We start from the raw sequence: 24,584 nt of genomic DNA, 5'->3' as shown, positions 1-24,584 counted from the left end.
GCCAGCCGGATGCCGCAGTTGCTGCTGCAGTTGCGGGGCGGGGCCAACGTGCGAGGCCCGCAGCACTACGAGCATTCCGTCAAGCGGGGTATTCGGCTGACGGAGATCGCGGCGGAACTCGGGCCTGAGCTGGCGGTCCTGCAGCGGCTCTATCCGCGTGGCGTCGCCCGCCTGTGGGGGTCGACACCAAGCCAGCAGACGAACAACGCAAAGGTACGCGCGCTCCGCGACCGCCGGGTCGGCGATCACGTCCTCTTCTACGCCGAAAAGACCTTCTACGCCCGCGCCCGGATCCTGCACCTGTTCCGAAATCCGGCAGTGGCAAAGCGTGTTTGGCAGACCGCCGAAGACGGTCAGACCTGGGAACACATCATGGCGCTGGGCGAGGTCGAGCCGCTCGCCCGCCCAGTGCCGGCTGAGCCCATCCTGCGCCAGCTCGGGCTGCCCGTTCCGCTGCGGAGCCTCACCCTGCTCAGTGCCGCCCAATACGCCGATATCTCGTCGCGCCTGCCGGCCATGTCTGGCCCGGTGCCGCCGCCAGAGCCGCCTGCGCCGCCTCGGATGAACCGTAAGCGGTTCTTCGCGGCCGTGCAGAATATCGTCGACTTGTCCCGCCGTCGCCGGTGCGACGCGGCGGCCCGGAACCTGCCGCTGACGATGCTGTGGGCCATCGGGAGGATCGCTGCCGGCGAGAACCGGCTCTCGGACTGGGCCGACGCCAGTATCAGTCTCAGGCCTCTCGTCGAGCGGTATGGCGAAACAACCATGCTCGGCGACCCTGCCGAATACCCGTTGGGTCCGGTTGCCGGCAGCGAACTATGGGAGGTCAGGACCCCGGAAAGCTGGGAGGTCGAGCCCTCCGGCTTCCATGGACGGGCGGTGCTCGGCACCCGCAACGTCTCCTCTTTGGGCTTTTCTCCTGCCGTCGCGGAGCTGCTGGACAACGTCGAAGTGCGGGGCCGCGCCGTGGCGATGCTGTCCAGGGCGTTAATTCCCAACGTCGACTGGCCGGCGTTGCTGGCTGAGGTCGGGCTTGCCGGTTACGACTCCGCAACCGGAGCGCTTGATCTCTCGTCACTGACTGCCGGCGAGCCAGGCTCGAATGGGCCGGTCAAGAGAAAGTCCGTACAAATCGACCGCATCGTCCGCAGCGGCAAGTTCGCGGAGGCCATCAAGCGGCTGTACGACCACCAGTGCCAGGTCTGTGGGCTTCGGCTGGAGACCCGCGACGGGTACTACAGCGAGGCGGCGCACATCCAGGGACTGGGGAAGCCGCACGACGGCCCGGACGAATTCAGCAACCTGCTCTGCCTCTGCCCCAACCACCACGTTCAGTTCGACTTCTTCGCGATCTACATCGATGACGAGTTCGTGGTGCGGCGGGCGAGTGACGATACGAAGATCGGCAGGCTGCAACGGCACAAGGAACACGCCATCAGCGTGAAGCGCCTGAAGCACCACCGTCGCTTCTGCGGCCTTCCCGAGTGACGGCGACGACCAGGGCCGTTCCAAGATCATGAATGGCTGTGCGTGGTAGGTTGCGCCTGGGAATCAGTCGCCTGTTTGGACCTTGCCTGTGTCCTCTGCCGGGAAGTCTGAGATCGTTGTCAAGAACTCGCTGGACACGAAGTACGGGCTGTTCGGATCGTTCAGGACTTCAATGAGGATCGCATCGCCGTCGCACTCCAGAACCCGGTACTCGTCACCTGCAGTGAGCTTCAAGCCGCTGCTGTCCTCACCGTCGGTGACGACCCTGAAGAGCTGGCCCTTCGTCGCGCATGGAGTGTTCCATTTCTTGAAGGCGGCTACCGGCGCCTTGAATGCCTTCTTGCCACCCGCTTCAATGGTCCGACCGATGATGTACCCACTGCCGAGAGTCGCGCACAGAAGCACCATCGGGCCACCGACCTTCTTGGCGATGGTCGTTATCAGTTGGTAGTTCCCTAGATTACCCATCCGCGCCTTCCTCTCCCCAGCCCTATCCGAACGATTCTACCTACTGGCCCAAAGCTGATAACCGCCGATGCCTCGTACGCGGTCAAGGCCACCGCGTCGGAGATTCAGGGCTCCGGCAAAGTCGTGCGGGTCTCCGAGCTGGAAATGGTGGGTGGAGACTGCCATCCTCGCTGATCTGGGCCGGCGTGGCGCGGTGCGGCCGGACGGGGATGCCCTGCCCTCGCTCCGGGCGTTTTCTTGAGGGCCTGCCCCTTGATCGTCTGCTGGTTATCGGCGTGAAAGGCCGGGCAGGAGGGTCGGTACGCGACAGAGGATCTCCGTGTGGCTGGACCGTCGAGCAGCATCGGCGTCAGCAGCGTTCGTGGCCGGGGGTTGGCGGCAGAAAACGGCGCGACGGGACGGGCTTGCGTAGGGCGCTCTCTGCCGAATGGGAGAAGCCCTCCGAGATATTCACCGAACTCGTCGAGGCAAATGCAGCCACTGGCTGAACCCGCCGCCGTCTTAGCCGAACGAGATGCCCCCGTGGACGTCGCGGGCTTGCACCACGGGCCCGCTGACGTCACCGGAAATGGAGTTGGCCACGCCGCCCGGACCCGCTGCGACGGCTGCGTCGGCCCGCTTCCACCGGGCCTGGAACTCTGCGCCGAACGCCGGGTCGCGTTGTGCCTCGCTATCCAGTAATTCCGCAAGAGGGCGCGCAGCGTCCGGTGACGGCTGGTGGAGCAGCCCCTCGATGACCTCGCGCGCCTCGGGCTCGCGCCTGAATCGGTCCCGCAGGAAGTCGATCAGTGCCGTTACCGCCAGCCGGCCGCCCTGGGCGAGTTCATTGGTCGTCCACGCGACGAGCGTTGTCGCCGCAGTAACCATGAGCGGGTCCACTGGCGGTTCCACCTCCAAGCAGCCGACTTCGACCGACACGAAGATCAATCAGAGACGGCATGGATTTGTTGATTGTCCTCGATGCTACTGCCGGGTTCCCGGTTCGCCGGTAACGACTTGTTCGGCCGCTACGCTACGCACTACTCTCGTCGCAGAAGACGCCGGCTGGTCGTCTACTCGGAGGAGGTCGCGATGAAGCTGACCAAGCTCTACAAGGACCCGGGGTCGGGTGGCAACGGATGCCCGACGGTCTACCTCGCCGAGAGCGGAGAGCTGGTCGTCCAGGGGCACCTGGTCGACGGAGACACCCTCGGCGAGCTGGAGAACGTGCTTCCTGGTGAGGGTGCGGTTCGGATCTCCGCCGAGGTGGTGCTCGGCGCGATTGAGCGCTACCGCGAGTCCGGGCAGCGGTGATCGAGGTTTGACCCGATCGTTCACGTCTCTGGATGACGACGAGTTCAACCAACTGTTCCGCGACTTCCGTTACACGGCCTACCGGCTGGAGACGCTTCAGCGGTACGACGTGTCGTACGAGCAGGATGAGTTCGCCCGGTTCCTGGCGGGCCAGTCCCGCGGGGAGTTCCCCGGGATCGCCGCCTGGTGCGACACGGTGCGGGCAGCGGTGACGGCCGGCAAACGGATGCACCGCGTCCACGTCGTGACCGAGCCGCTGTCGGACTACGTCCGCTTCGAATGCGGCTGGGCCTACGAACACACGGTCGAGGCGGGTGAGGATGTCCGCCTCATCGTGGCCTCCGATAACGACTGGCCGGCTGCATTGCCGCACTACGACTACTGGCTGTTCGACTCCCACCAACTCGTGGCCATGTACTACGACGAGGAGGGGCGGTTCGTCTCCGGCGCGTTGATCAGCGAGCCGGAGAAGATCGTGCAGGCGAACCTGTGGCGTGATGCCGCCGTCTCGGCGTCGATCCCCTACCGAACGTACGCAGCCAGGCTCCAGTCCGGTTCCCCATAGATCCCCTACTCGCCGTCGGGGAGGAGGAAGCGTGCGCCCGGCGCATAATGAGTCGTCAGGCGATGCTGGGGCTGTCGTCCAGGCTGGGACGGTGTACGGCGGGGTCAACCTGTTCGGGCACCCTGGGCCTCCTCCACCACCGCCCCGCCAACTGCCCCTCGACGCGACCCGCTTCGTCAACCGCAAGCAGACCCTCACCCGACTGGACGCGGCACTGCCTGCTGGCAACGATGCCACGGCTGCGGGTGGCCCGTCGATGACCGTCGCGGCCATCGCGGGCGCCCCCGGTGTGGGCAAGACAGCGCTGGCTGTGCATTGGGCTCACCGGGTCAGGCAGTGGTTTTCCGACGGCGATCTCTACGTCGACATGCGAGGCTACGGGCCAGGCCCCGCCTTGGACGTCGGACAGGCACTGGACACCTTTCTCCGCGCCCTTCACGTGCCGGCCGAACAGATCCCGACAGACACCGAGGGACGCGCCGCCCTCTACCGGTCCGCCCTGACCGGCAAGCGGATACTGATCGTGGTGGACAATGTCTCCACGGTCGGCCAGGTTCGGCCACTGCTGCCCGCCACACCGACCTGCATGGCGATCATCACCAGCCGCAGCCGGCTCTCCGGCCTTGTGGCGCGGGAAGGAGCGTCACGGATGACCCTGGACGTCCTGTCCCCGGATGAAGCGATCGCACTGCTGCACGACAGCGTCGGTGGAGACCGGGTCAGCGCCGAACCGCAGGCCGCCGCCGAACTCGCCCGCCGCTGCGCCTACCTTCCCCTTGCCCTGCGGATCATCGGGGAACGCATCGCCAACACTCCCTACGTCACCCTCGCGGAGTTCGTGGCTGATCTCGCGCTCGTCGACCATCAGCTTGATGCCCTGACGGTCGACGATGACGAGCTGTCCGACGTACGGGCCGTGTTTTCCTGGTCTTATCAGGCGTTACCCGAGGATGCAGCACGGTTCTTCCGGCTCCTCGGGTTGCACGCCGGCTCCGACATCTCCGTCTCCGCAGCGGCAGCCATCGCCGGCGTGAGTCTTCCCCGAGCCCGCAGCCTCCTCGATCAGCTCACCGCGGCGCATCTGGTGCAGAGCCCTGCCCGCGACCGGTACCTGTTCCACGACCTTTTGCGCGCCTACGCCCTTGAACGTGCGCAGGCCGAGGAGAGGCCCGAGCAGCAACGCCGAGCGTGCCGCCGCGTCCACACCTGGTATCTGTGGATGGCGGAGGAAGGCCGCAAGGTCATTCTCCCCTACTCCCATGCCGTCGCTCTCGTCCCAGCCGAACCCGACGTGCCGATCACTCCCGTCAGGACCGTGGCCGAGGCGATGGCGTGGTTTGAGCGGGAGCGGCTGAACATCCTTGACGCCATTCGGCAAGCAGCGGAACTGGGTGACCATGACATCGCCTGGCAACTACCCGTGGTCAGCGACGGATTCTTCGAACTCAAGTCGTACTGGGCCGACTGGCGCGACGTCCACCTCACCGGCCTTCGTGCCGCCCGGTCCGCTGGGTCACGTCTCGGCGAGGCCGCCAACCTGCGTTGCCTCGGCGACGCCTACTGGCGGATGGAGCAGCGCGAGACCGCCCTCGACTGCTACCGCCAAGGTGCCGACGCGAGCCGTGACGTCGAGGACCACTGGGTAGAAGGTTTTTGCCTGCGGGGCCTGGGTCTCATCCACGAGGAACTCGGCCAGATAGACGAGGCCCTCAACCTGTACGGCCAGGCGCGGGAGGTCTTCCGTCGTCACGGCATCACCCGAGGCGAGGGCATGTCGATGCTCAGCCTCGGCAACTGCCACCGCGCACGCGGACACTTCGACACCGCCGTCGCCCACTACCAGGAAGCGGTCGCCATCCTCGACGGCATCAACGACCAATGGAGCGTCGCCTGGGCCTCCTACCCCCTGGGCCTGGCCTACCAGGAGAGCGGCCGACTGGACGAGGCCCTCGAACAGCATCAGCGGGCTCTGGATCTCTTCCGCAGGTTCGACGACCGACGCTGCGAAGGACTCACCCTCGCCGCGCTCGGCGACACCTTCCACGCCACCGACCGACACGACGACGCGCAGCGCTGCTGGCAGGAGGCACTTGAGATCCTCGATCCACTCGGAGATCCCCACGCCGACGCCGTCCGCCGGCTCGTAGAGGTGGTTCCTCCGACGCGGAGCGAATGAGCTGGTCGGCTGGCTGCCGCAGCGCCCCCGCCGGGTTCGTCGGGAGCGCTGTGCGATGTCGGGTGCGTCAGCGGCGAGCGGACCGGATGAAGGCTGTCCAGGCGGTGGGGGTGAAGGCGAGGGCCGGGCCGTGCGGGTCTTTGCTGTCGCGCACGGCGACGATGTCGGGCAGGTTGTCGGCGACCTCGACGCAGTCGCCGCCGTTGCTGCCGCTGCGGGTGCTCTTGCGCCAGCGTGCGGCGGTCAGATCAGCCATGGTGGACCTCTCCGATGATCTTGTCGATAAAGTGCCTTGATTGTCCTTCATCAAGGGCGAGCTGATCCAGGCTTCCCCAGACCTTCTCGTAGGCGGCGAACTCGTCCGGCCGGTCGAGGTAGAGGGCTCCGGTCCACGACTCGCTGTAGATCACCGGCGGCTCCGGCGTCGCCCGGTTGCCGAGCGGGAACTCCAACATGACGAAGGTGCCCGCTTCGACGCCACGATGCAGGCCGGCCGACAGCGGCAGGACGCGGATGCTCACCGACTTCCGCTCACCAACTTCGAGCAGATGACGCAGTTGCTCGGCCATCGTGGGCCGGTCTCCGACTATCCGCAGAAGCGCACCCTCCGAGATGACGACCTTCATCTCGGGTGCTGCGGGCAGCCGACGGGTCAACAGGGACTGCCGCTGCAGTCGTACCTGAACCAGCCGTTCGCGTTCCTCCTCGGTCACCTCCGCGCGATGCTGGTAGACGGCGTGCGCGTAGCCGCGGGTTTGCAGCAGGCCAGGGATCAACGACTCGTCGTATCGCCGGATCCGGGAGGCGGCGGATTCGAGGCCCACGTACAGCTCGAACCAGTCGGGGATGGCGTCGCCGTAGGCGTGCCACCAGCCCTTCGCCTTGGTCTCGCCGGCCAGCGCGGCGAGCGCCTGGGTCAGCGGGGTCGCCGCCTCGTACAGCTCGCACATGGCGCGGACGTCGAGGCCGCGCACCGAGCCGAGCCCGCTCTCGATCCGCCACACTTTCTGCCGGCTGCACTCCAGCGCCTCTGCGGCGGCGTCCAGGGTTATCCCCGCCTCGGTGCGCAGGTCACGCAGCGCCTTGCCGAGCCGGCGTCGGGGCACTGTCGATCCCATGTCCTCGGCCATCCGGCCTCCCTCCGTTGAATTTTGCAACATCCCGACGCCCACTGGAGATACGGGAATGTTGCGCACGAATAGCGGAACAGTATGGGCTGACATTGGTTGTGATAGTGCCCCTGACCTTACAAGATGGCCCTGACAAAGGCGACGACCGTGGAATTCCCACCGTCTATTTAATGCCGCTCCCTATTGGTCATCGAGGAGGTGCTGGCGTGCGCGCGTTCTCCCGTCATTCGCGTCCGGTCGGGTCGTCGAGGTCGTCGGCGTACCGGGTTGCCGATCACGTGCCGCTGAGGCCCTGGCAGGTGCGCGAGCGCCGGTTCACCCGGCGCGGCGGGCGTGGGGTGGACGCGGCCGAGGTCGCAGCCTTCCTCGACCGGGTCGCCGACGAGCTGGCCGAGGCGTACGCGGCGCTCGACAGCAGCCGCCGGGAGATCGAGCGGATCAGGGAAGTCCTGCGGGCCTGGCAGGCGCAGCGCGCCCGCGCGGACCGGGCGGCCCGCCGGTGAGCCCGCGCTGGGTGGTGCACCTGCCCTTCACCGCCTCCGACCAGCCCGCCGCCCGCCGGTTCGCGGCGGCGCTGGCCCGGTCGGTGACGTTCCTGCCCGAGGTGGACGCTGGCGAGACCACCGTGTCGGCCGAGGACGAGCAGGGCGTACGCCAGCGGGTCTTCTGCGACCTGCCGCTGCCCGGCGGCCGGCGCTGCGTGCGCCGCACCGACCACGACGGGCCGTGCTCCGCCAGGCCGCCCCGATGACCGGCGCGACCACCGTCGCCTGCCCGGACTGCGACGGCGTCACCTTCCGGCTCGACCCCTGCCGCTGCACCCGCTACGGCAACCGGCTCCTGGCCGACGACGACGGCGGCAACGGCGACGGCCCGGCCGGTGGCGCGGGCGGGCACCGGGAGCCGTACCGAGCGTGCACCCTCTGCCGGGGTGCCGGCACGGTCGCCGTCGCCTGCCAGCGCTGCGGGCGGCGGGGCCGGCGGCGCGCGCAGCTCGTGCTGGCCGTGGCCAACCTGGACACCGGCGCGGTCGCCTCCCACGAGATCGTGCCCGACGACCTCGACCCCCGCCCGTCCCCGGAGGGCGGCTGGGCGGTCGAGCTGACGCCCCGGGTACGCCAACTGGCCGCCGAGGCGGGCGTCGCCGCAGGCATGGACCCACTGACCGTACGGCTGCCTGCGGCCTGGCGGCCCGACCTGCCGCCGGCCGAGCGGCACGAGCTGGCGGCGCGGGCCGTCGCGGAGGCCGCCCGGCCGGCGTGGCGGGTGCTGGTGGGCCGATCGGCCGCCCCGCCCCCGGTCGACCCGGCGCGGCGGCTGGCCCGGCTGTGCGCGGTGGCCGACCTGCTCCTGCTCGACCTGGTCGTGGAGGCCCGCCGGCACGGCGGTGGGCTGCGCTGGGCCGTCCGGTACGAGGTGCCCGGCTCCCCGGTGCCGGACGGGCCGCCGGAGTCGCGCTTCGCCGACCTGACCGCCGCGCTGACCGGCACGGACGTGGTCGACGCGCTCGCCGGGCTCGGCGAGCGCGGCCGGGACGCCCCCGCCCGGATGCACAGCCCCGACCCACTCCGGCCGCTCATCCCGGCGACGTCCGACGTGGCGGAGGTCGCCCGCAGGGTGCGCGCCGACTGCACCGCCGTCGGGGCGCAGGCCGTCTGGCGGGACGGCCGCTGGTGGCACACCGCCCTGCGTGCCGGCGAGCCGGTCGAGACGCTGGTCGAGCAGCCCACGGGGCAGGTGGCGCGCCGGGCCCGGGTGCCGCTGCGCCGGGCGGCCGAGCCGCCGGACCCGCCGTGGCTCGGCGAGCCGGTGCCGTGGCGGCCCTGCCCGGACTGCCGCCCGGCGCGGCCGTCGGCGCTGGCCTGCGCCACCTGCGGCGGCACCCGCCGATTGCACCAGGCGGCCCTGGTCACCCTGACCGACCTGCGGCACCGGGTGGTGCACCTGACCTGGCGGGTGGGCGCGCCGGAGGCGGTGTCGGCGGTCAGCGTCCGGCCGGGCGGCCGGGCCGTCGTCCGGCTCCCCGACCGCTACCGGCTGGGTGCCTGGGCGGCCGTGTTCGGCGTACGCCCGGAGGGCCTCGCCGAGGCCGACGGCGGCCACGACATCCCGCCGGACGTGCGCGAGGGCTACGTCGCCCTGCCCTGGGTGGGCGCGGACCCGGTGGGGGAGCAGGTGCGCGCCGTCGGCCCCGCGCTGCCCGCCGCGCGCCTGCTGGTGACCGCGGTACGCCCCGAGCCGCCGCCGCTGGCCGTGCTGCTCCGGCTCGCCCTCGGCCTGGACCTGGCGCTGGTGGTGAACGTGCTCGACCTGCGCCGGCATCCGGCGGCGCCGATGCGGGCACACGGCGTGCTCTGGTCGGTCGAGCTGCGCCCGCTGGCCGCCCCGGTGCACCCCGATGACCTGCCGTGCCGCCCCAGCCTGGAGGCGGCCGTGGCGTACTGCCTCGACGGCCTCGACGTGGCCCTCCCCGAGACCGTGCCGGAGGACCCCGGGGTGGCGGTGCCGGTGCCCCGGTCGGCTGCCCGCCCGCTGCCGCCCGACCCGGTTCCGGGGCTGCGGCGGCTGGCGGGGCGGCACGCCGGCCTTCCGTTCAGCGTCCGGTTCAGTCGGGGCGGCTGCGCGGTATACCGCCACGACGACGGCCCACGGTTGCTGGTCGAGGGTGCCGACCTGCCCCGAGCTGGAGGGCTTCCCTGAGCTTGCCAGCCTCTGACCCAAATTTCACCCCCACCAAATGTCCGAAGAAAACCGATAAGGAATGGCGGTGATTATCTGGGCGAGGGCTATGGCCTGCGGCCTGAGGTTGTTGTCGGTGCCGCTACCACCGCCTATGGTGAACCCCAGTTTGGGGAGGGGACAAGACGTGACCACTGACAACAAGGCATCCGTGCCGGTATGGACACTGGCTACGGAGGCCGTCGACGTGCCGGACGTGCTCGGCGGTGAGGGCATGACACCAGCCCGACTCGCAGAGCTGAGAACAGTCCTGGCCACGCTCGCGGAGTCCCCCATCGCCACGCTGGAAGCGCATCCGGTCCTGACCAAGCGCGATCGGAACGGCGGGATTGCGCTGCATGCCGCCAGTCCGCTCGCCAAGCAGTTGTCGCAGCTCGTGGGTCAGACAGCGAAATCAGCTCCTTCGGCGGCGAACGTCGCCGCGACGGGTGACGTGCTCTATCGAATGGTGGTGCCGGCGAAGGTTGCCGCGCAGCTCGGTAAAGGGCTCGTGCGGCCCATGGTCGCGAGGGTGGTCGCTGGCGGTGTCCGTGGCCCCCTGGTCAACTCCATGGGCAGGATCGTGGGCGGTGCCACGTTCGTGCCCGTTACTTGCGGGACCGCTGTCGCAGGTGCGGCGACCGGCTCGGCCGCCACGGCGGGTCTGGCCGTGGCCAGCGCCGGGGCGTTGACTCTGGCTGCGCCTCTTGTGCTGATGGCCGTCGCGGTCGGCGTCAGCGCCCACGCCGACCAGCAACGCCAGCAGGCGATCGAGCGGATCACCGATCTCCTGGAGCAGTTGCACCAGGAGAACCTCGAAAACGAACGCGGCGAGCTGGACGGTTGCCGTGACGCGATCGACAAGGCCACGTCGATTCTGCTCGACCAGGGCAGGATTGGCCTGTCGTTGGGGCTGGATTCCTCATCCTATGCGATCAGCACGGCGATCGAGCGCACCAAGCGCCGCCTCAACAAATGGCAAGCTGCGGTGGCTGCGCTGCCCGAAGGGCCGGTTGAGGTCGGTGAACTGACGAAATCCTTCACCGGCATCAACGAGGAGGGCGGCGAATTCCGCGCGCACCTGGAGCTTGCGCGACTCGCCATTGCTCTCAAACGCCGGGTGCTCGTGCTTCAGGCGGTTGAGCACGCGCAACTGGCGGAGGCGAGCAACCCGTTCAACAGATTTATCGGAGCGTTGCACGACGACGAGCGTCGCATCGACGAGTTGGAATCAGGCATCGAATCGGTCCTGCTTCGACTGTCAACCCTCGAGGTGAAGCGTTACAGCGGTTTCCGCAGCATGGTGTTCACGCAGGGCGAGGTTGACGAACTACTCAGGGCTGCCTATCGACTTCGCGCCCTAGGCGATGGCCTCAGCGTGGGAGCCCACCAGGGCGACGTGGCGATTGAGATCGAGCGAAGCCACAACGGATCGCTCGTGGTTTTCCCGGCAGCCGCCGCCTGACCGACCCCGCGCGCGTCCAGCGCCCGTCACGCGGCTGAGCTGGGCTTCCTCCGACGATCGGAGGAAGCGCCCGCCGATGGTCCACTATGGTCCCGTCGGCCGGACCGCAAAATGGCCAACCAGTGCGGTACCCGAGCAATCAGGTTGATGGGTAGCGTGTCGGGCACCTGGGGAGCTGGAGGAACATTGGCGACGCTGCTGCGCGACCTGATCGACATCCCGACGTCCGTGGGCGAGGGCGACTTCGTGGTGAAGGCGGCCGAGGGTGCCGACCTGAGCCGGTACGTCGTCACCGACCAGCTTCGGGAGAGCTTCGCCAAGGCGCTGGGGCGGATCGGCCACGCCGTCACCACCGGCCGCTCCCAGGCGCTGTTCCTGCACGGCTCGTTCGGCTCCGGCAAGTCGCACTTCATGTCGGTGCTGCGGGAGATCCTCGCGCACAACCCCAGGGCCCGGAGGATTGCCGGGCTGGACGGTGCGGTCGTCGCCGCCGACGACTGGCTGCCGGACCGGAAGTTCCTCACCCTGACCCTGCACATGCTCGACGCGCGCTCCGTGGAGCAGGCGATCCTCCAGGGGTACCTGCGTCACGTCACCGTCGCCCACCCGGACGCGCCGCTTCCCGCCGTACACCGGTCGGACGCGCTGCTGGAGAACGCCGCCGGCCTGCGCCGGACGCTCGGTGACGACAAGTTTTTCGAGGCCCTGGGCGGCGGCACCGTCACGGGCGGCGGCTTGGCGGCGATGCGGGCCCAGGCCGAGGGCTGGACCCCGCAGCGGTACGCCGAGGCCGCCGCGCAGCCGCCCGGCACCAAGGAGCGCGACGCGCTGGTCAGCGCCCTCACCCAGGCGTTCTTCAGCGGCGCGGTGCACAGCGCCGAGTACCTCGACCTCGACACCGGCCTCGCCGTCATCACCCGGCACGCCAAGTCCCTCGGGTACGACGCGATCGTGCTCTTCCTCGATGAGCTGATCCTCTGGCTCTCCGGCCGGATCGCCGACCACACCTTCGTGAACACCGAGGGCGCCAAGCTCAACAAGCTGGTCGAGTCCGCCGACGCCACCCGCCCGCTGCCCCTGGTCTCCTTCGTGGCCCGCCAGCGCAACCTGGAGGAGTTCCTCGGCCCGCAGGTCGGCGGCACCGAGCGGGAGGCGCTGGCGCAGGTGATGCGCAGCGTCCAGGGGCGGTTCGGGGAGATCGTCCTCGCCGACACCAACCTGCCCGAGATCACCGAGGGGCGGCTGCTCAAGCCGAACGACGAGACGGCCCGCGTGGTCATCGACAACGCCTTCGCTGCGGTCCGGCACAACCGCGAGGTGTGGGACATCCTGCTGCTCGGCGCGCAGTACGGCGACGCCGGCATCGGCTCCGACGCCACCGCTTTCCGGCAGCTCTACCCCTTCTCGCCGGCCCTCGTGGCCACCCTCGTCGCACTCTCTCAGGCGTTGCAGCGCGAGCGGACGGCGCTGAAGGTGATGACGGAGCTGCTGGTCGAGCGGCGGGACACCCTGCGGGTCAACGACCTGATCGGGGTCGCGGCCCTGTTCGACCCGCTGGTGCTGCACGGCGAACTGCCCGACCGCCCGGAGCTGCGCCAGAAGTTCGAGGCCGCCCGGACGCTCTACCTGCGCAAGCTGCGCCCGATCCTGCTCGCCCTCAGCGGCATCGACGAGGAGAGGACCGCCTCGCACACCCAGTTCCAGCTCGACGACAAGCTGGTCAAGACCATCCTGCTCGGCGCGCTGGTGCCCGAGGTGCCGGCCCTGCACAACCTGACCGCCGCCAAGCTGCACGCGCTGAACTTCGGCTCCATCGCCGCGCCGATCCCCGGCTACGAGAACACGATGGTGCTCCAGCGGCTGACGAAGATCCAGCAGGACGCCGGCGAGCTGCACCTCACCGACGACCACGACAAGGTCGTGTCGCTCAAGCTGCACACCGTCGACTTCGACAAGTTGCTCGACCTGGTGCCGCACAACGAGACCTCGGCCGGCGTGCGGCAGCAGTTGCTTCGGGAGCTGATCAGCGCCGAGATGGGTCTCGCCGGCAGCGAGGGCAGCCACGGCGAGCTGCAGCAGCCGCGCGACTGGCGGGGCCGGCGGCACGTCGTCCAGGTCAAGTTCGGCAACGTCCGGGACCCCGACACGATGCCGATCGCCGCGCTCCTCGCCCCCGGCGAGTCCTGGCGGATCGTCGTCGACTACCCGTTCGACCCGCAGGACTACCCGCGCAGCGCCGACCGGGCCCGGATCGAGGAACTGCCCCGGGGCTCCAACACGGTGTTCTGGCTGCCGCTCTACCTCACCGACGACCTGATGGGCCGGGTCGCCCAACTCGCGAAGATCAACTACCTGCTCGGCGTCGGCGGCGCGGGGGAGCGGATCAACACCCTCGCCGCGGATTGGCCCAAGGCCGACCGGCAGCAGGGCAGGGTCTACCTGCTGCAGCGGCAGACCCAGCTCCGCGAGGGCCTGATCACCGCGCTCAAGCAGGCGTACGGCGCGGCCAACGCGCTGCCCTCCGACGTGCACGACGACACCGTCGGGGTGCTGCACACCCTGGCCGAAGGGCTGCGCATCGGCGACCCCCGGGGCGGGACCCTCGCCGACGCGTTCAAGAACCTCACCGCCGAGCTGCTGGAGTGGTCGTACCCGGGCACGCCGGCCCTGCCGGTGGAGGAGAAGCCGCTCACCCGCGGCGATCTGGCCAAGGTCTTCGAGTATGCGAAGCTGGCCGCCGCCGACCCCACCGGTGGCGTCTCCGTCGCAACCCCCGCCGACCAGCGGGTGCTCCGCCGGATCTGCAATCCGCTGCAGCTCGGCGAGCTGATCGACAACCGTTACGTGCTCACCATGGGCACCTGCTACTGGAGCCGGCACCTGCTGCAGGCGGCGGCCAAGGAGGACTACCGGGACCACTTCCCCGTGCACCGGCTCCGGGGCTGGCTGGACGTGCCGAAGCGGCGCGGCTTCGACCGCGACCTGCAGAACCTGATCATCGCCGTCTTCGCACTCGAACAGCAGCTGAGCTGGTACGACAGTGTTCGGAAGGTCAACGTCGGCGTGGTGAACGGCGTGGAGGACCGCTTCGAGCTGCGGCACCCGCCGATGCCGACGGAGGAGGCGTGGAAGGCGGCCGTCCAGTTCGGGCAGCCCTTCTTCGGCGAGGTGCTGCCCCGGTTCCGCAACCCGGCCAACCTCGTGGACCTGGCCGGGAAGATGCGGAACGTCGCCACCGCGTACGCCGAGACCTCCGGGAAGCTCGTGGCCAGCCTGAAGGAGCACGCCGCGCTGCTCGGCCTCGAGCCGGACGCGCAGGTCGGCCGGCTCGCCACCGCCCGGCGGGTCGCCGAACTGCTCGCCCAGGTCAAGGACGAACAGGACGACGTGGTGCTCGTCGGCGTGGTCGCCGAAGGGGAGAAGCGCCTCGGCGGCCTGGACGGCCTGGCCGCGAGCAGCGTCTACAAGCAGGCCGGGAAGCTCGGCACGGCGCTGGCCGCCACGCAGTGGCCGCTGATCAGGGCCGTGGAGCAGCGGGCCACGTCCGACCCGCGTGCCCAGTCCATCCTTGACCGACTTCGGGCCGCAGCCCAGGACGAGCAGCACGGCTCCGACCTGGCCAGGACGTTGCAGGAGGCGGTCGACGCCGCAGCCGCCCTGCTGGCCGAGAACAACCAGCCGGTCGTACCCCCGAGGCTGCCGGTCGTCGATCCGCCGCCGGTCATCTCGAACCCGCCGGCCGTCGACCCGCCGCCCGTCATCTCGAACCCGCCGGTCGACATCCCGAAGCCGCGCGATCCCAGCGATCCGGTTCCTCCGCCGCCCGCCGCCCACCAGGCGGTCGTGACCGGCGCGGAGGAACTGGACCGGCTCGTCGGCGCGCTGCGGGTCGAGGTCGACGCCGGCAGGCGGGTCACCGTCACCTGGCAGGTCGAGGAGTCGGAGCGGCGGTCGTGAGCCTCACCCGGGCCGCCGTCCGCCCGGCGGCCGTACGGCGCAAGGTCGAGGCGTGGCTCGCCGAGCGGGACGACAGCGACGCCATCGTGCTGCACGCCCGCCCCGAGTGGACCGACGAGCCGGTGCTCACCGTGGGGGACACCCCGGTGCGGATCGTGCCCTGCCCGACACCGATCGCCGCACGGGCCGCGCTCGCCGACCGGGCCGCGAACGAGAAGCTCGTCCTGCTGACCGACCTGACCGACATGGAACTGGGCGACGGCCTGCTGACCCACGTCAGCATGCAGAAGGGGCGCAGCGTCGACCCGTGGGACGTGGTCACCCAGGTGTTCGGCGGCCAGGTGCGGCTCGACTCGACCCTGGTGCGCACCGGCCGCTGGGTCGCCGACGCCCTCACCGATCTCGCCCCGGTCGCGGGCTGGGCCCCACCCGCGGGCCTCATCCTCACCAGGGATCACGCCCTGCGGCACCTCGCCGGGGCGGTGCTCGGCCTCGACCCCGACGAACTGGACGGCGCCGGGCTCCTCCAGTGGAGCACCGACGCACGTACCCAACTGCGCTTCGCCGACCTGCCCACCGAGTGGACCGACGGGATCGCCGCGTTCCTCGCCGAGGTGGCCGGCCCGGTCGCCGTGCCGGTCCTCGCCGCCGTCCGGGCCGGGCACGGCATCGACGCCATCCCGCTCGGCCTGCTCGCCGGGGTGCTCCGGCCCCGGGGTGCCGAACAACGGCCCGACGTGGAGCTGGTGGTCGCCCGGACCCGGCTCGAACCGCGCTTCGGCGGTGCCCGGCTGACGGAGGCACAGGCGACCGCGTTCGGGGAGGCCACGGAGGCGTGGATCTACCGGGCCCTCGACGGCGACGACGCCGTACGCCACGACGCGCATCGGATGCTGCGCCGGGCGGAGGAGATCGCGGCCGAGATCGACATCGCCGGGCGCCTCGCCGCGTCGGCCCTGCTGCCGGCTGGCTTCGCCCAGCGGATGCGCGCGTTCGGGGCCGCGGTGCGGCTCGCCGTCCCGATGGTCGGGGCGGGGCCCGCCGCTGAGCTGATCGAGCGGGTGCAGGACCGGCTCGCCGAGGTTGAGGCCCACCGGTCGGCCGACCGGTCCCGGGTGGAGACCGCCAGGATGGGCGTCCGGCTGCTGCGGTGGCTGGCCGTGCCCGAGGGAGCCGCCCCCGGCACCATCCTCGACGCCGTGCACCGCCAGGTCCGCGACGACGGGTGGGTCGACCGCGCCCGGCTGGACGTTTTCGCCGGCGACATCGACCAGCAGGTCGCGCAGGCGTACCGGCTGCTGCATGCGGCCGTCGACGCCCGTCGCGCCCGGCACGACCGCCAGTTCGCCGAGCTTCTGCAGGACATGACCGGTGCAGAGCGGGAACCCGGTGCCCTGCTGCGGGTGGAGGATGTGCTGGACCGCGTCGTCCGTCCCGTCCTGGACGGCGGGCGTCGGGTCCTGATGCTCGTCCTCGACGGCATGGGCACCTCGGCGGGCATCGAGATCGCCGACTCACTCGGCCGCAGCGGCGTCTGGACCGAACTGACCCCCGGCGGTGGTCCTCGGACCGGGGTCCTCGCCGCGCTGCCGACGGTCACGCAGGTCAACCGGTGCAGCCTGTTCAGCGGGCGGATCGCCGTCGGCGACCGTAGCGCCGAGTTGCGTGCCTTCCGCGAGCAGTTCCCGGGCAGCGTGCTGCTACACAAGTCCGACCTGCGCACCCCGGCCGGGCAGGCCGTCGACCCCGAGGTGGCCGCCGCCATCGCTGACCCCGCCGTCCCGTTGGTCGCCGCCGTCATCAACACCATCGACGACGCCCTGGACCGCAGCGACCCCGGAACCACGGAGTGGAGCACGGACACCGTCAACGGGCTGCGGGACCTGCTCGCGGTCGCGCAGGACCGGGTCGTGGTGCTGGTCTCCGACCACGGCCACGTCGTCGACAGGGGCACCGAGGCGGTCCTCCTGCCCTCCGACTCCAGCGAGAACCGGTGGCGCCCGGCGACGGGCGAACCCGGTGACGGCGAGCTGCTCTTCCGGGGCAGCCGGGTGGCGCTCGCCGGTGGGAAGGCGATCCTGCCCTGGCGGGAGGAGCTTCGGTACGGCCCGCGCAAGGCCGGCTACCACGGGGGTGCCGCTCCAGCCGAGGCCGTGATCCCACTGCTGCTCTTCGCGGTGCACGACGAGAACGCCGTCCCAGGGTGGGCGGGAGCGCCGGTGTCCAGCCCCGAGTGGTGGCGCGAGCCGCTGCGGCCGGCGGCGGGGGAGGCAACCACCAGCGAGGCCGCCCAACCGGAGAGCAGGCGTTCCATTCGCCGCCCCGCCCGGCCCGCCGTCCAGGACGAGGGCCTGTTCGACCTGCCCGCCCCGGCTGCCGCGCCGGCCCCGCCCGAACCGCCGGCCGCAGCCGATCCCGCGACGGTCCTCGTCGACGCCCTGCTGGCCAGCCCGATGTACGCCGACCGCCGGGGCACTCGGGCTCCCCTGCCCGACGAGCGGGTGGCCGCCATGGTCGTCACCCTCATCGCCGGCAGCGGGCGGGCGACCCTGGAGACGCTGGCGACCAGGGCCGGCATCCCCGTGCACCGGGTCACCGGCACGTTCACCGTGCTGCGCCGCCTGCTGCAGGTCGAGGGGTACCCCGTGCTCAGCCTGGACCCGGATGGGCAGACCGCCAAGCTCGACATCGCCCTGATGATCGAGCAGTTCGGGCTGGAGACCCCGTGGCGGTAGAGGTCAGCGCCCGGCGGCGCAGGGACATCGTCGATGCCCTCCGCCGGGGCGCGGTGCCCGGCAACAGTCTGGACGCCCTCGCCGTGGGACTGGACCGGTTCACCTCCACCCTCGACGAGGAACTGGACCGGGTCGCCGGTGGCGGCAGCGTGTTCAAGGCCGTGCGGGGCGAGTATGGCGCCGGGAAGACCTTTCTCACCCGGTGGCTGGGGGAGCGGGCGAAGCGCCGGGGATTCGCGGTGGCCGAGGTGCAGGTCTCGGAGCTGGAGACGCCGCTGCACCGGATGGAGACCGTCTATCGCCGGCTCGTCGAACAGCTGACGACCGAGCAGTTCGCCCCGAGCGCGCTGCGTCCGGTCCTCGATGGGTGGATCTTCGCTCTTGAGGAGGACGTGCTGGCCGCCGGCACGGCCGCCGAAGCCGACGCGGACGGGCTCGACCGGGCAGTCGGCGATCTGCTCGAGCGCCGGCTGGCGGACATCTCCCGGAGCACACCCGGCTTCGCCGCCGCGCTGCGCGGCTACCGGGCGGCCATCGCCTCCGGCGACCAGGTGACCGCTGGAGGGCTGGCCGCCTGGCTGGGCGGTCAGCCCCACGTCGCGGCCTCGGTGCGCCGGGCTGCCGGGGTCAAGGGTGACCTCGACCACTTCGGGGCGCTCAGTTTCCTGCAGGGCCTGCTGACGGTGCTCCGCGACAGCGGGCATCCCGGCCTGCTCCTGGTCCTCGACGAGGTCGAAACCCTGCAGCGGGTGCGGTCGGACGCCCGCGACAAGGCGCTCAACGCGTTGCGGCAACTGGTCGACGACATCTACGCCGGGCGCTTCCCGGGCCTGTTCCTGCTGATCACCGGCACCCCGGCGTTCTTCGACGGCCAACAGGGCGTGCAGCGGCTCGCGCCGCTGGCCCAGCGGCTCGCCACCGACTTCGGCCCGGAACCGCGCTGGGACAACCCCCGCGCCACCCAGCTCCGCCTCCCCGGGTTCACCGAGGCCGCCCTGGTCCAACTCGGAATACGGGTACGCGAGATCTATGGCAGCGACCGGGTCACCGGCGTGGTCGGCGACGACTACCTCGCTGAACTCGCTCGGGCCGTCGCCGGACGGCTGGGCGGGCAGGTCGGGGTCGCTCCGCGCGTCTACCTCAAGAAGCTCGTCGCCGACGTCTTCGACCGGGTGGACCAGTTCGCCGACTGGAGTCCCCGGGAGCACTACGCGCTGACGCTGCGCTCCGACGAGCTGACGGAGGTCGAGCGGAACGCCGCCTCGGCCGACGACGTCGACCTGACCCTGTGAACGAAGAGGCCCTGCTCGACCCGGTGGTGCTGCACCACGTCGTCAACAGCCTCGGCTGGCCGGAACTGCGCCCGCTGCAGCGGGCCGCGATCGGGCCGCTGCTCGACGGGAGCGACGCGCTGTTGCTTGCCCCGACGGCGGGCGGGAAGACCGAGGCGGCCACGTTTCCCCTGCTGTCGCGGATGGCGCGGGAGGGCTGGACCGGCACCTCGGTGCTCTACCTGTGTCCGCTCAAGGCACTGCTCAACAACCTGCACCCCCGACTCGAGCGGTACGCCGGCTGGCTGGGCCGCACCGTCGCGCTCTGGCACGGCGACGTCCACACCGCAGCCCGACGCGCGGTGCTCTGGCAGCGTCCCGACATTCTGCTCACCACGCCCGAGTCCCTGGAAGCCATGCTGGTGAGCGTCAACGTCGACCACCGGGACTTTTTCGCCGGGCTGCGGGCGGTGGTGGTCGACGAGGTCCACGCCTTCGCCGGGGACGACCGCGGCTGGCATCTGCTCGCGGTGCTGGAGAGGTTGACCCGGGTGACCGGACGGCCGCTGCAACGAATCGGGCTTTCCGCGACCGTCGGGAACCCGAAGGATCTGCTCGCCTGGCTGCAGGGAGCGGCGGCGAGCAGCCGCCCGGGGCAGGTCGTCGCCCCCGGCATGGTCGCGCCCGCGAGGCCCCGAGTCGTCGGTGATCCGCCGCCCGGCCAGGTCGAACTCGACTACGTTGGGTCGCTCGTCAACGCGGCGAAGGTCATCGCCGCCCTGCACGGCGGCGAGAAGCGCCTGGTCTTCTGCGAGTCCCGGCAGACTGTCGAGGAACTCGGCCAACTGCTGCGGGAGCGCGGAGTGACCACCTTCCTCTCGCACGCCTCGCTCTCCGCCGACGAGCGACGCCGCTCCGAGCAGGCGTTCGCGGAGGCGAGGGACTGCGTCATCGTCTCCACCAGCACACTCGAGCTCGGCATCGACGTCGGCGACCTGGACCGAGTCATCCAGATCGACGCGCCCGCCACCGTGGCGTCGTTCCTGCAGCGGCTCGGCCGCACCGGCCGCCGCTCGGGCAGCACCCGGAACTGCCTGTTCCTGTGCCGTACAGGGCAGGAACTGACCCGGGCGGCGGCCCTGATGTCGCTCTGGGGGCGTGGCTGGGTCGAGCCGGTCGTCCCACCGCCCGAGCCCCGGCACATCGTCGCCCAGCAGATGCTCGCGCTCTGCCTGCAGGAGCACCGGGTCGGTGACCGGCTCTGGCCGCAGGCGTGGAACGCCCTCCCACCCTTCGGCCCTGGTGCCGAGCCGATCGTCCGTCACCTACTCGACCACGGCTACCTAGACAGCGACGGCGGGATGCTGTTCATCGGGCCGGAAGCGGAGCGACGATTCGGCCGGAAGCATTTCATGGACATGACGGCGGTCTTCACCGGACCGCCCGAGTTCACCGTCCTGCACGGCCGTCAGGAACTGGGCCGGATCGACCCCAGCCTCCTCACCGAGGAGGCGCGGGGAGAGCGGCGTCTGCTGCTCGGCGGGCGGAGCTGGCAGGTCACATATGTCGATTGGCGTAGACGGCGCTGTTTCGTGGAACCGGCAGACGGCGGTGGCCGGGCCAGGTGGACCTCGGCGGGCTGGTTGGGCTCGAGTCATGTGCTCACCCGCGCGATGCGGGACGTCCTCCTCGGAGCGGACCCACCGGTCCGGCTGACCACCAGGGCGACGGACCGGTTGGCGGCCGAACGCGTCGACCGGACCGCCGTGGTCCACCCGGGTGGAAGCCTCGTCGTCCGGGCGCAGAACGGCGACCTGAGCTGGTGGACGTGGGCGGGACTGCGGGCGAACGCGACCCTGACCGCGACCCTGGGTGAAGTCGTCGATCCGATGCACCGGTTCGACGACTACACGATTCGGCTCCGCGCGGATCTGAACCGGACGGAGTGGCGAACCCTGGTCGCCGACGCGGCACAGCGGATCTGCCTGCCCGAGGTCAGCATGCGGGCCCTGGCCGGGCTGAAGTTCAGCGTCGCCCTGCCCGAGCGGCTCGCCCGCGCGACCCTCGCGGCACGCCTCACGGACGTGTCCGGTGCGGTGGCCGTCTTGGAGGAACCGGTCAGGTTCGTCGCCCTGACAAATTGATCGCTTCCCCCGACTGCCGGGCGTCGGCTGGATGTGCCCTGAGCAGCTCGTACCCGCCCCCGAGGCCCGCCCGCCCTCGATCGTCGGCAAGGATCTACCAAGATCGGGTGGGGCGCCGCGCCGGGAGACCCATCCGCGGACGGCACCGTCGACGCCGCACCACCGAGGGGGAGCCATGATCGCGGAGCACGTGCGGGACGCGTCGGCCACAGCAGTCGTGTTCGGCTTCTTCGCATCGAGCTGGTTCGGCTGGGCACAGGAGGCGCCGCCCAGAAGCTGGCGTCCGGTGCTCGTCGTCGGATCGGTACTCTCGCTGCTCACCGCCGTCGCCGGCGGGGTTCTCACCTGGCGCCGCTGGTCCGACCCGACGGCCTTCGACGCCGACACCAGTCGCACCTTCGGCCTGGTCGTCGGCATCGAGTTCGGTGTCGCGGCACTCGGTGCCGGGCTGCTCGCCCTGCGAGGCCGCCGGGAGCTGATCCCCGTCTGGGTGGCGCTCGTGGTGGGGGTGCACCTGTTCCCGGTCGCGGCGCTGCTCGACTATCCGCTGATCCACCTGGTCGCCGCCCTGGTGACGGCGGCGGCGCTGGTGGCGGTTCCGGTCGCCCGGTCCCGCGCCGTTCCGGCGAGTGCGGCGGTCGGGATCGGCGCGGGCGGCGTGCTGCTGGCCGCGGCGGTGTCGTCGCTCGTCATCGCCCTGGTCGGGTACTGACCTGGCGCTGGTTAGGCCCGCGACGGCGAAGCCTACCTCGCGATCACTGTCAGCGAAGAGTTGTCGGAGCTCTGACCAGGGTCAAGGCAGGGCCCCGGCAAAGTCGTGAGGGTCTCCGGCTTGGCAGGCCCGAGGGGATGCGCGCGCTGCCGACACCATCGGCCCTGCTGGGCCGGCCTTTGCCGGGTCAGCCCCTGCCGGATCGGCCTGCCCTCCGTCGGCCCCTATGGAGCTGCCCCGTTTGCGCTGTCGGTGGAGTGGGAGCGTGGGCGGGGCAGCTCCATAGGGACCGACGGGCAGGTCCCCGACCGGGTGAGGGGCGTTTGTCAGGCCGCCACCCGACTGCCCGGTGTACGGGCCGGCATGGGGCGGCGTAGCGGCGAGCTCCCGGGGCATTCGCGGGAGAGGGGGACGTAGCTGAGGACCGGCGAGACCGAGGCCCTGCCAGATCTCGGGTCATCCGCAAGGAGCGGAACGGGATTTCCGGAAGGTGAATGAACTCCGGTCACTCCGGCACTCGGCGGTAGGCGCCGTCGCTGGCCGAGGTGGCCATCGAGGCGTACGCGCGCAGGGCGGCGGAGACCGAGCGCTGACGGTCGACCGGGGTGTACGGCTTGTCGCGCTTCTCCTGGGCGATCCGGCGGGCCTCCAGAGCGTCCTCTGCGACGTTGAGTGAGATCGACCGGGCCGGGATGTCGATGACGATCTCGTCGCCGGGCTCGACCAGGGCGATCAGGCCGCCGGAGGCCGCCTCGGGGGAGACGTGCCCGATGGACAGCCCCGAGGTGCCGCCGGAGAACCGGCCGTCGGTGAGCAGCGCGCAGGACTTGCCCAGCCCTCGGCCCTTGAGGAACGAGGTGGGGTAGAGCATCTCCTGCATGCCGGGGCCGCCCTTCGGGCCCTCGTACCGGATCACCACCACGTCCCCGGCGACGATCTCCTTCGCCAGGATCGCTGTCACCGCGTCGTCCTGGGACTCGTACACCTTCGCCGGGCCCCGGAAGGTCAGGCACTCGTCGGGCACTCCGGCGGTCTTCACCACGCAGCCGTCCGGGGCGAGGTTGCCGTGCAGGATGGCCAGCCCCCCGTCGGCGCTGTAGGCGTGGGCGAGGTCGCGCACGCAGCCACCGGCCGCGTCGGTGTCCAGCGTGGACCACCGGTTGGTGGTGGAGAACGGCTCGGTGGTGCGCACCCCGCCGGGGGCGGCGTGGAAGAGCTCGACCGCCTCGGAGGTGGCCGAACCGCCCCGCACGTCCCAGTCGGCGAGCCACCGCGCAAGGCTGGGGGAGTGCACGGCGTGCACGTCCCGGTGCAGCAGGCCGGCGCGGTCCAGCTCGCCGAGGATGGCCGGGATGCCGCCGGCCCGGTGCACGTCCTCCATGTGGTACTGGGGCGAGTTCGGGGCGACCTTGGCCAGGCAGGGCACCCGGCGGGAGATCGCGTCGATGTCGGCCACCGAGAAGTCCATCTCGGCCTCCCGGGCGGCGGCGAGCAGGTGCAGGATCGTGTTGGTCGACCCCCCCATCGCCACGTCCAGGGCGACCGCGTTCTCGAACGCGGCCCGGTTGGCGACCTGCCGGGGCAGCACCGAGGCGTCGTCGCCGTCGTACCAGCGCTTGGCGATCTCCACGACGGTGCGGCCGGCCTCGACGAAGAGCGACCGGCGCGCGGCGTGGGTGGCCAGCGTCGAGCCGTTGCCGGGCAGGGCCAGGCCGATCGCCTCGGCGAGGCAGTTCATCGAGTTCGCGGTGAACATGCCGGAGCAGGATCCGCAGGTCGGGCAGGCCGACCGCTCGATCTCGCCGAGCTGGTCGTCGGTGACCGCGTCGTTGGACGAGGCGACCATGGCGTCGATCAAATCGATCTTGGAGTGCACGATCCCCTCGATCGCCATCGTCTTGCCGGCCTCCATCGGGCCGCCGGAGACGAAGACGGTGGGGATGTTCAGCCGCAGCGCGGCCAGCAGCATGCCGGGGGTGATCTTGTCGCAGTTCGAGATGCAGACCAGGGCGTCCGCGCAGTGCGCGTTGACCATGTACTCCACCGCGTCGGCGATCAACTCCCGGCTGGGCAGGGAGTAGAGCATCCCACCGTGACCCATGGCGATGCCGTCGTCGACCGCGATCGTGTTGAACTCCCGGCCCACCCCGCCGGCCTCGGCCACCGCGTCGGCGACGAGGCCGCCCATGTCCTTGAGATGCACGTGGCCGGGCACGAACTGGGTGAAACTGTTGGCGACGGCGACGATCGGCTTGCCGAAGTCGTCGTCGGTCATCCCGGTGGCCCGCCACAGGGCCCGGGCGCCGGCCATCGTCCGGCCATGCGTGGAGGTCTTCGACCGCAGCTCAGGCATACGTACCAGTCTTGCACCGTCGGCCGGGGTACTCCCAGGGGTGCCGCGCCGTGTCCCAACAGTTGCGCACCCGGCCCCCCACGCCGAGCGGGCATCCGGCACAGTTGAG

The 24,584-nt window shown here is 70.8% G+C and carries 18 protein-coding genes; 13 read left to right on the top strand and 5 right to left on the bottom strand.

Going from position 1 to position 24,584, the window contains the following annotated elements:
* Positions 1-9: 9 nt before the first annotated feature.
* Complete coding sequence (locus ACFYZF_RS06650; protein WP_387016653.1) at positions 10-1,488, top strand: HNH endonuclease; 1,479 nt, start codon at positions 10-12, stop codon at positions 1,486-1,488.
* Between the two features lie 63 nt (positions 1,489-1,551).
* On the opposite strand, the gene ACFYZF_RS06645 is transcribed toward ACFYZF_RS06650, so the two are convergent.
* Together ACFYZF_RS06645 and ACFYZF_RS06640 are read right to left on the bottom strand one after the other, a co-directional pair.
* Positions 1,552-1,956: a hypothetical protein gene (locus ACFYZF_RS06645; protein WP_387016652.1), complete on the bottom strand. Its 405-nt coding sequence runs from the start codon at positions 1,954-1,956 to the stop codon at positions 1,552-1,554.
* A gap of 501 nt (positions 1,957-2,457) precedes the next feature.
* On the bottom strand, positions 2,458-2,883 hold the full coding sequence (locus tag ACFYZF_RS06640; RefSeq protein ID WP_387016651.1) for a hypothetical protein: 426 nt from the start codon (positions 2,881-2,883) through the stop codon (positions 2,458-2,460).
* A 144-nt stretch (positions 2,884-3,027) separates the two neighbouring features.
* On the opposite strand from ACFYZF_RS06640, the gene ACFYZF_RS06635 reads away from it, so the two are divergent.
* The 3 genes from ACFYZF_RS06635 (at position 3,028) to ACFYZF_RS06625 (ending at position 5,990) form a co-directional block, all read left to right on the top strand.
* Positions 3,028-3,249 (top strand): hypothetical protein, encoded by a 222-nt coding sequence (locus ACFYZF_RS06635; protein WP_117666929.1) that lies wholly within the window; start codon positions 3,028-3,030, stop codon positions 3,247-3,249.
* 7 nt (positions 3,250-3,256) lie between these two features.
* Positions 3,257-3,814, top strand: coding sequence for a DUF6879 family protein (locus ACFYZF_RS06630; protein ID WP_387016649.1), 558 nt, complete (start codon positions 3,257-3,259; stop codon positions 3,812-3,814).
* A gap of 91 nt (positions 3,815-3,905) precedes the next feature.
* Complete coding sequence (locus ACFYZF_RS06625; protein ID WP_387016647.1) at positions 3,906-5,990, top strand: ATP-binding protein; 2,085 nt, start codon at positions 3,906-3,908, stop codon at positions 5,988-5,990.
* 67 nt (positions 5,991-6,057) lie between these two features.
* Here ACFYZF_RS06625 and ACFYZF_RS06620 read toward each other — a convergent pair whose 3' ends face one another.
* Positions 6,058-6,246, bottom strand: coding sequence for a DUF397 domain-containing protein (locus tag ACFYZF_RS06620; protein ID WP_387016646.1), 189 nt, complete (start codon positions 6,244-6,246; stop codon positions 6,058-6,060).
* The gene (locus ACFYZF_RS06615) at positions 6,239-7,120 is read right to left on the bottom strand and encodes a helix-turn-helix domain-containing protein (protein ID WP_387017121.1); all 882 of its coding nucleotides are present in this window, start codon (positions 7,118-7,120) and stop codon (positions 6,239-6,241) included. Before ACFYZF_RS06615 ends, ACFYZF_RS06620 begins: the two co-directional genes overlap by 8 nt.
* A gap of 278 nt (positions 7,121-7,398) precedes the next feature.
* On the opposite strand from ACFYZF_RS06615, the gene ACFYZF_RS06610 reads away from it, so the two are divergent.
* From ACFYZF_RS06610 to ACFYZF_RS06570, 9 genes are all read left to right on the top strand, one after another.
* Positions 7,399-7,623: a DivIVA domain-containing protein gene (locus tag ACFYZF_RS06610; protein WP_387016644.1), complete on the top strand. Its 225-nt coding sequence runs from the start codon at positions 7,399-7,401 to the stop codon at positions 7,621-7,623.
* Positions 7,620-7,871, top strand: coding sequence for a hypothetical protein (locus tag ACFYZF_RS06605; RefSeq protein WP_387016643.1), 252 nt, complete (start codon positions 7,620-7,622; stop codon positions 7,869-7,871). Before ACFYZF_RS06610 ends, ACFYZF_RS06605 begins: the two co-directional genes overlap by 4 nt.
* Entirely contained in the window at positions 7,868-9,820 is a 1,953-nt protein-coding gene (locus ACFYZF_RS06600) for a hypothetical protein (RefSeq protein ID WP_387016642.1), read from the top strand. The genes ACFYZF_RS06605 and ACFYZF_RS06600 overlap by 4 nt, the downstream gene beginning before the upstream one ends.
* Before the next feature lie 166 nt (positions 9,821-9,986).
* Positions 9,987-11,303, top strand: a complete 1,317-nt coding sequence (locus tag ACFYZF_RS06595) for a hypothetical protein (protein ID WP_387016640.1) — start codon at positions 9,987-9,989, stop codon at positions 11,301-11,303.
* A 147-nt stretch (positions 11,304-11,450) separates the two neighbouring features.
* Positions 11,451-15,260 (top strand): phage resistance protein, encoded by a 3,810-nt coding sequence (locus ACFYZF_RS06590; protein ID WP_387016638.1) that lies wholly within the window; start codon positions 11,451-11,453, stop codon positions 15,258-15,260.
* A complete protein-coding gene (pglZ, locus tag ACFYZF_RS06585) occupies positions 15,257-17,995 on the top strand; it encodes a BREX-2 system phosphatase PglZ (RefSeq protein WP_387016637.1) in 2,739 nt (912 codons plus the stop codon). Before ACFYZF_RS06590 ends, pglZ begins: the two co-directional genes overlap by 4 nt.
* The gene (brxD, locus tag ACFYZF_RS06580; protein ID WP_387016635.1) at positions 17,986-19,287 is read left to right on the top strand and encodes a BREX system ATP-binding protein BrxD; all 1,302 of its coding nucleotides are present in this window, start codon (positions 17,986-17,988) and stop codon (positions 19,285-19,287) included. The genes pglZ and brxD overlap by 10 nt, the downstream gene beginning before the upstream one ends.
* Positions 19,284-21,410 carry a DEAD/DEAH box helicase gene (locus tag ACFYZF_RS06575; protein WP_387016632.1) on the top strand — a complete coding sequence of 709 codons (2,127 nt, stop codon included), beginning with the start codon at positions 19,284-19,286 and terminating at the stop codon, positions 21,408-21,410. Before brxD ends, ACFYZF_RS06575 begins: the two co-directional genes overlap by 4 nt.
* A gap of 175 nt (positions 21,411-21,585) precedes the next feature.
* Positions 21,586-22,122 (top strand): hypothetical protein, encoded by a 537-nt coding sequence (locus ACFYZF_RS06570; protein WP_387016631.1) that lies wholly within the window; start codon positions 21,586-21,588, stop codon positions 22,120-22,122.
* 505 nt (positions 22,123-22,627) lie between these two features.
* Here ACFYZF_RS06570 and ilvD read toward each other — a convergent pair.
* A complete protein-coding gene (gene ilvD / locus ACFYZF_RS06565) occupies positions 22,628-24,475 on the bottom strand; it encodes a dihydroxy-acid dehydratase (RefSeq protein WP_387016629.1) in 1,848 nt (615 codons plus the stop codon).
* Positions 24,476-24,584: the final 109 nt, after the last annotated feature.

Source organism: Micromonospora sp. NPDC001898, assembly GCF_042891255.1.
Classification (GTDB): domain Bacteria; phylum Actinomycetota; class Actinomycetes; order Mycobacteriales; family Micromonosporaceae; genus Micromonospora.
The sequence above is the reverse complement of the archived record's forward strand: the minus strand, read 5'-3'. Positions and strand labels throughout refer to the sequence as shown.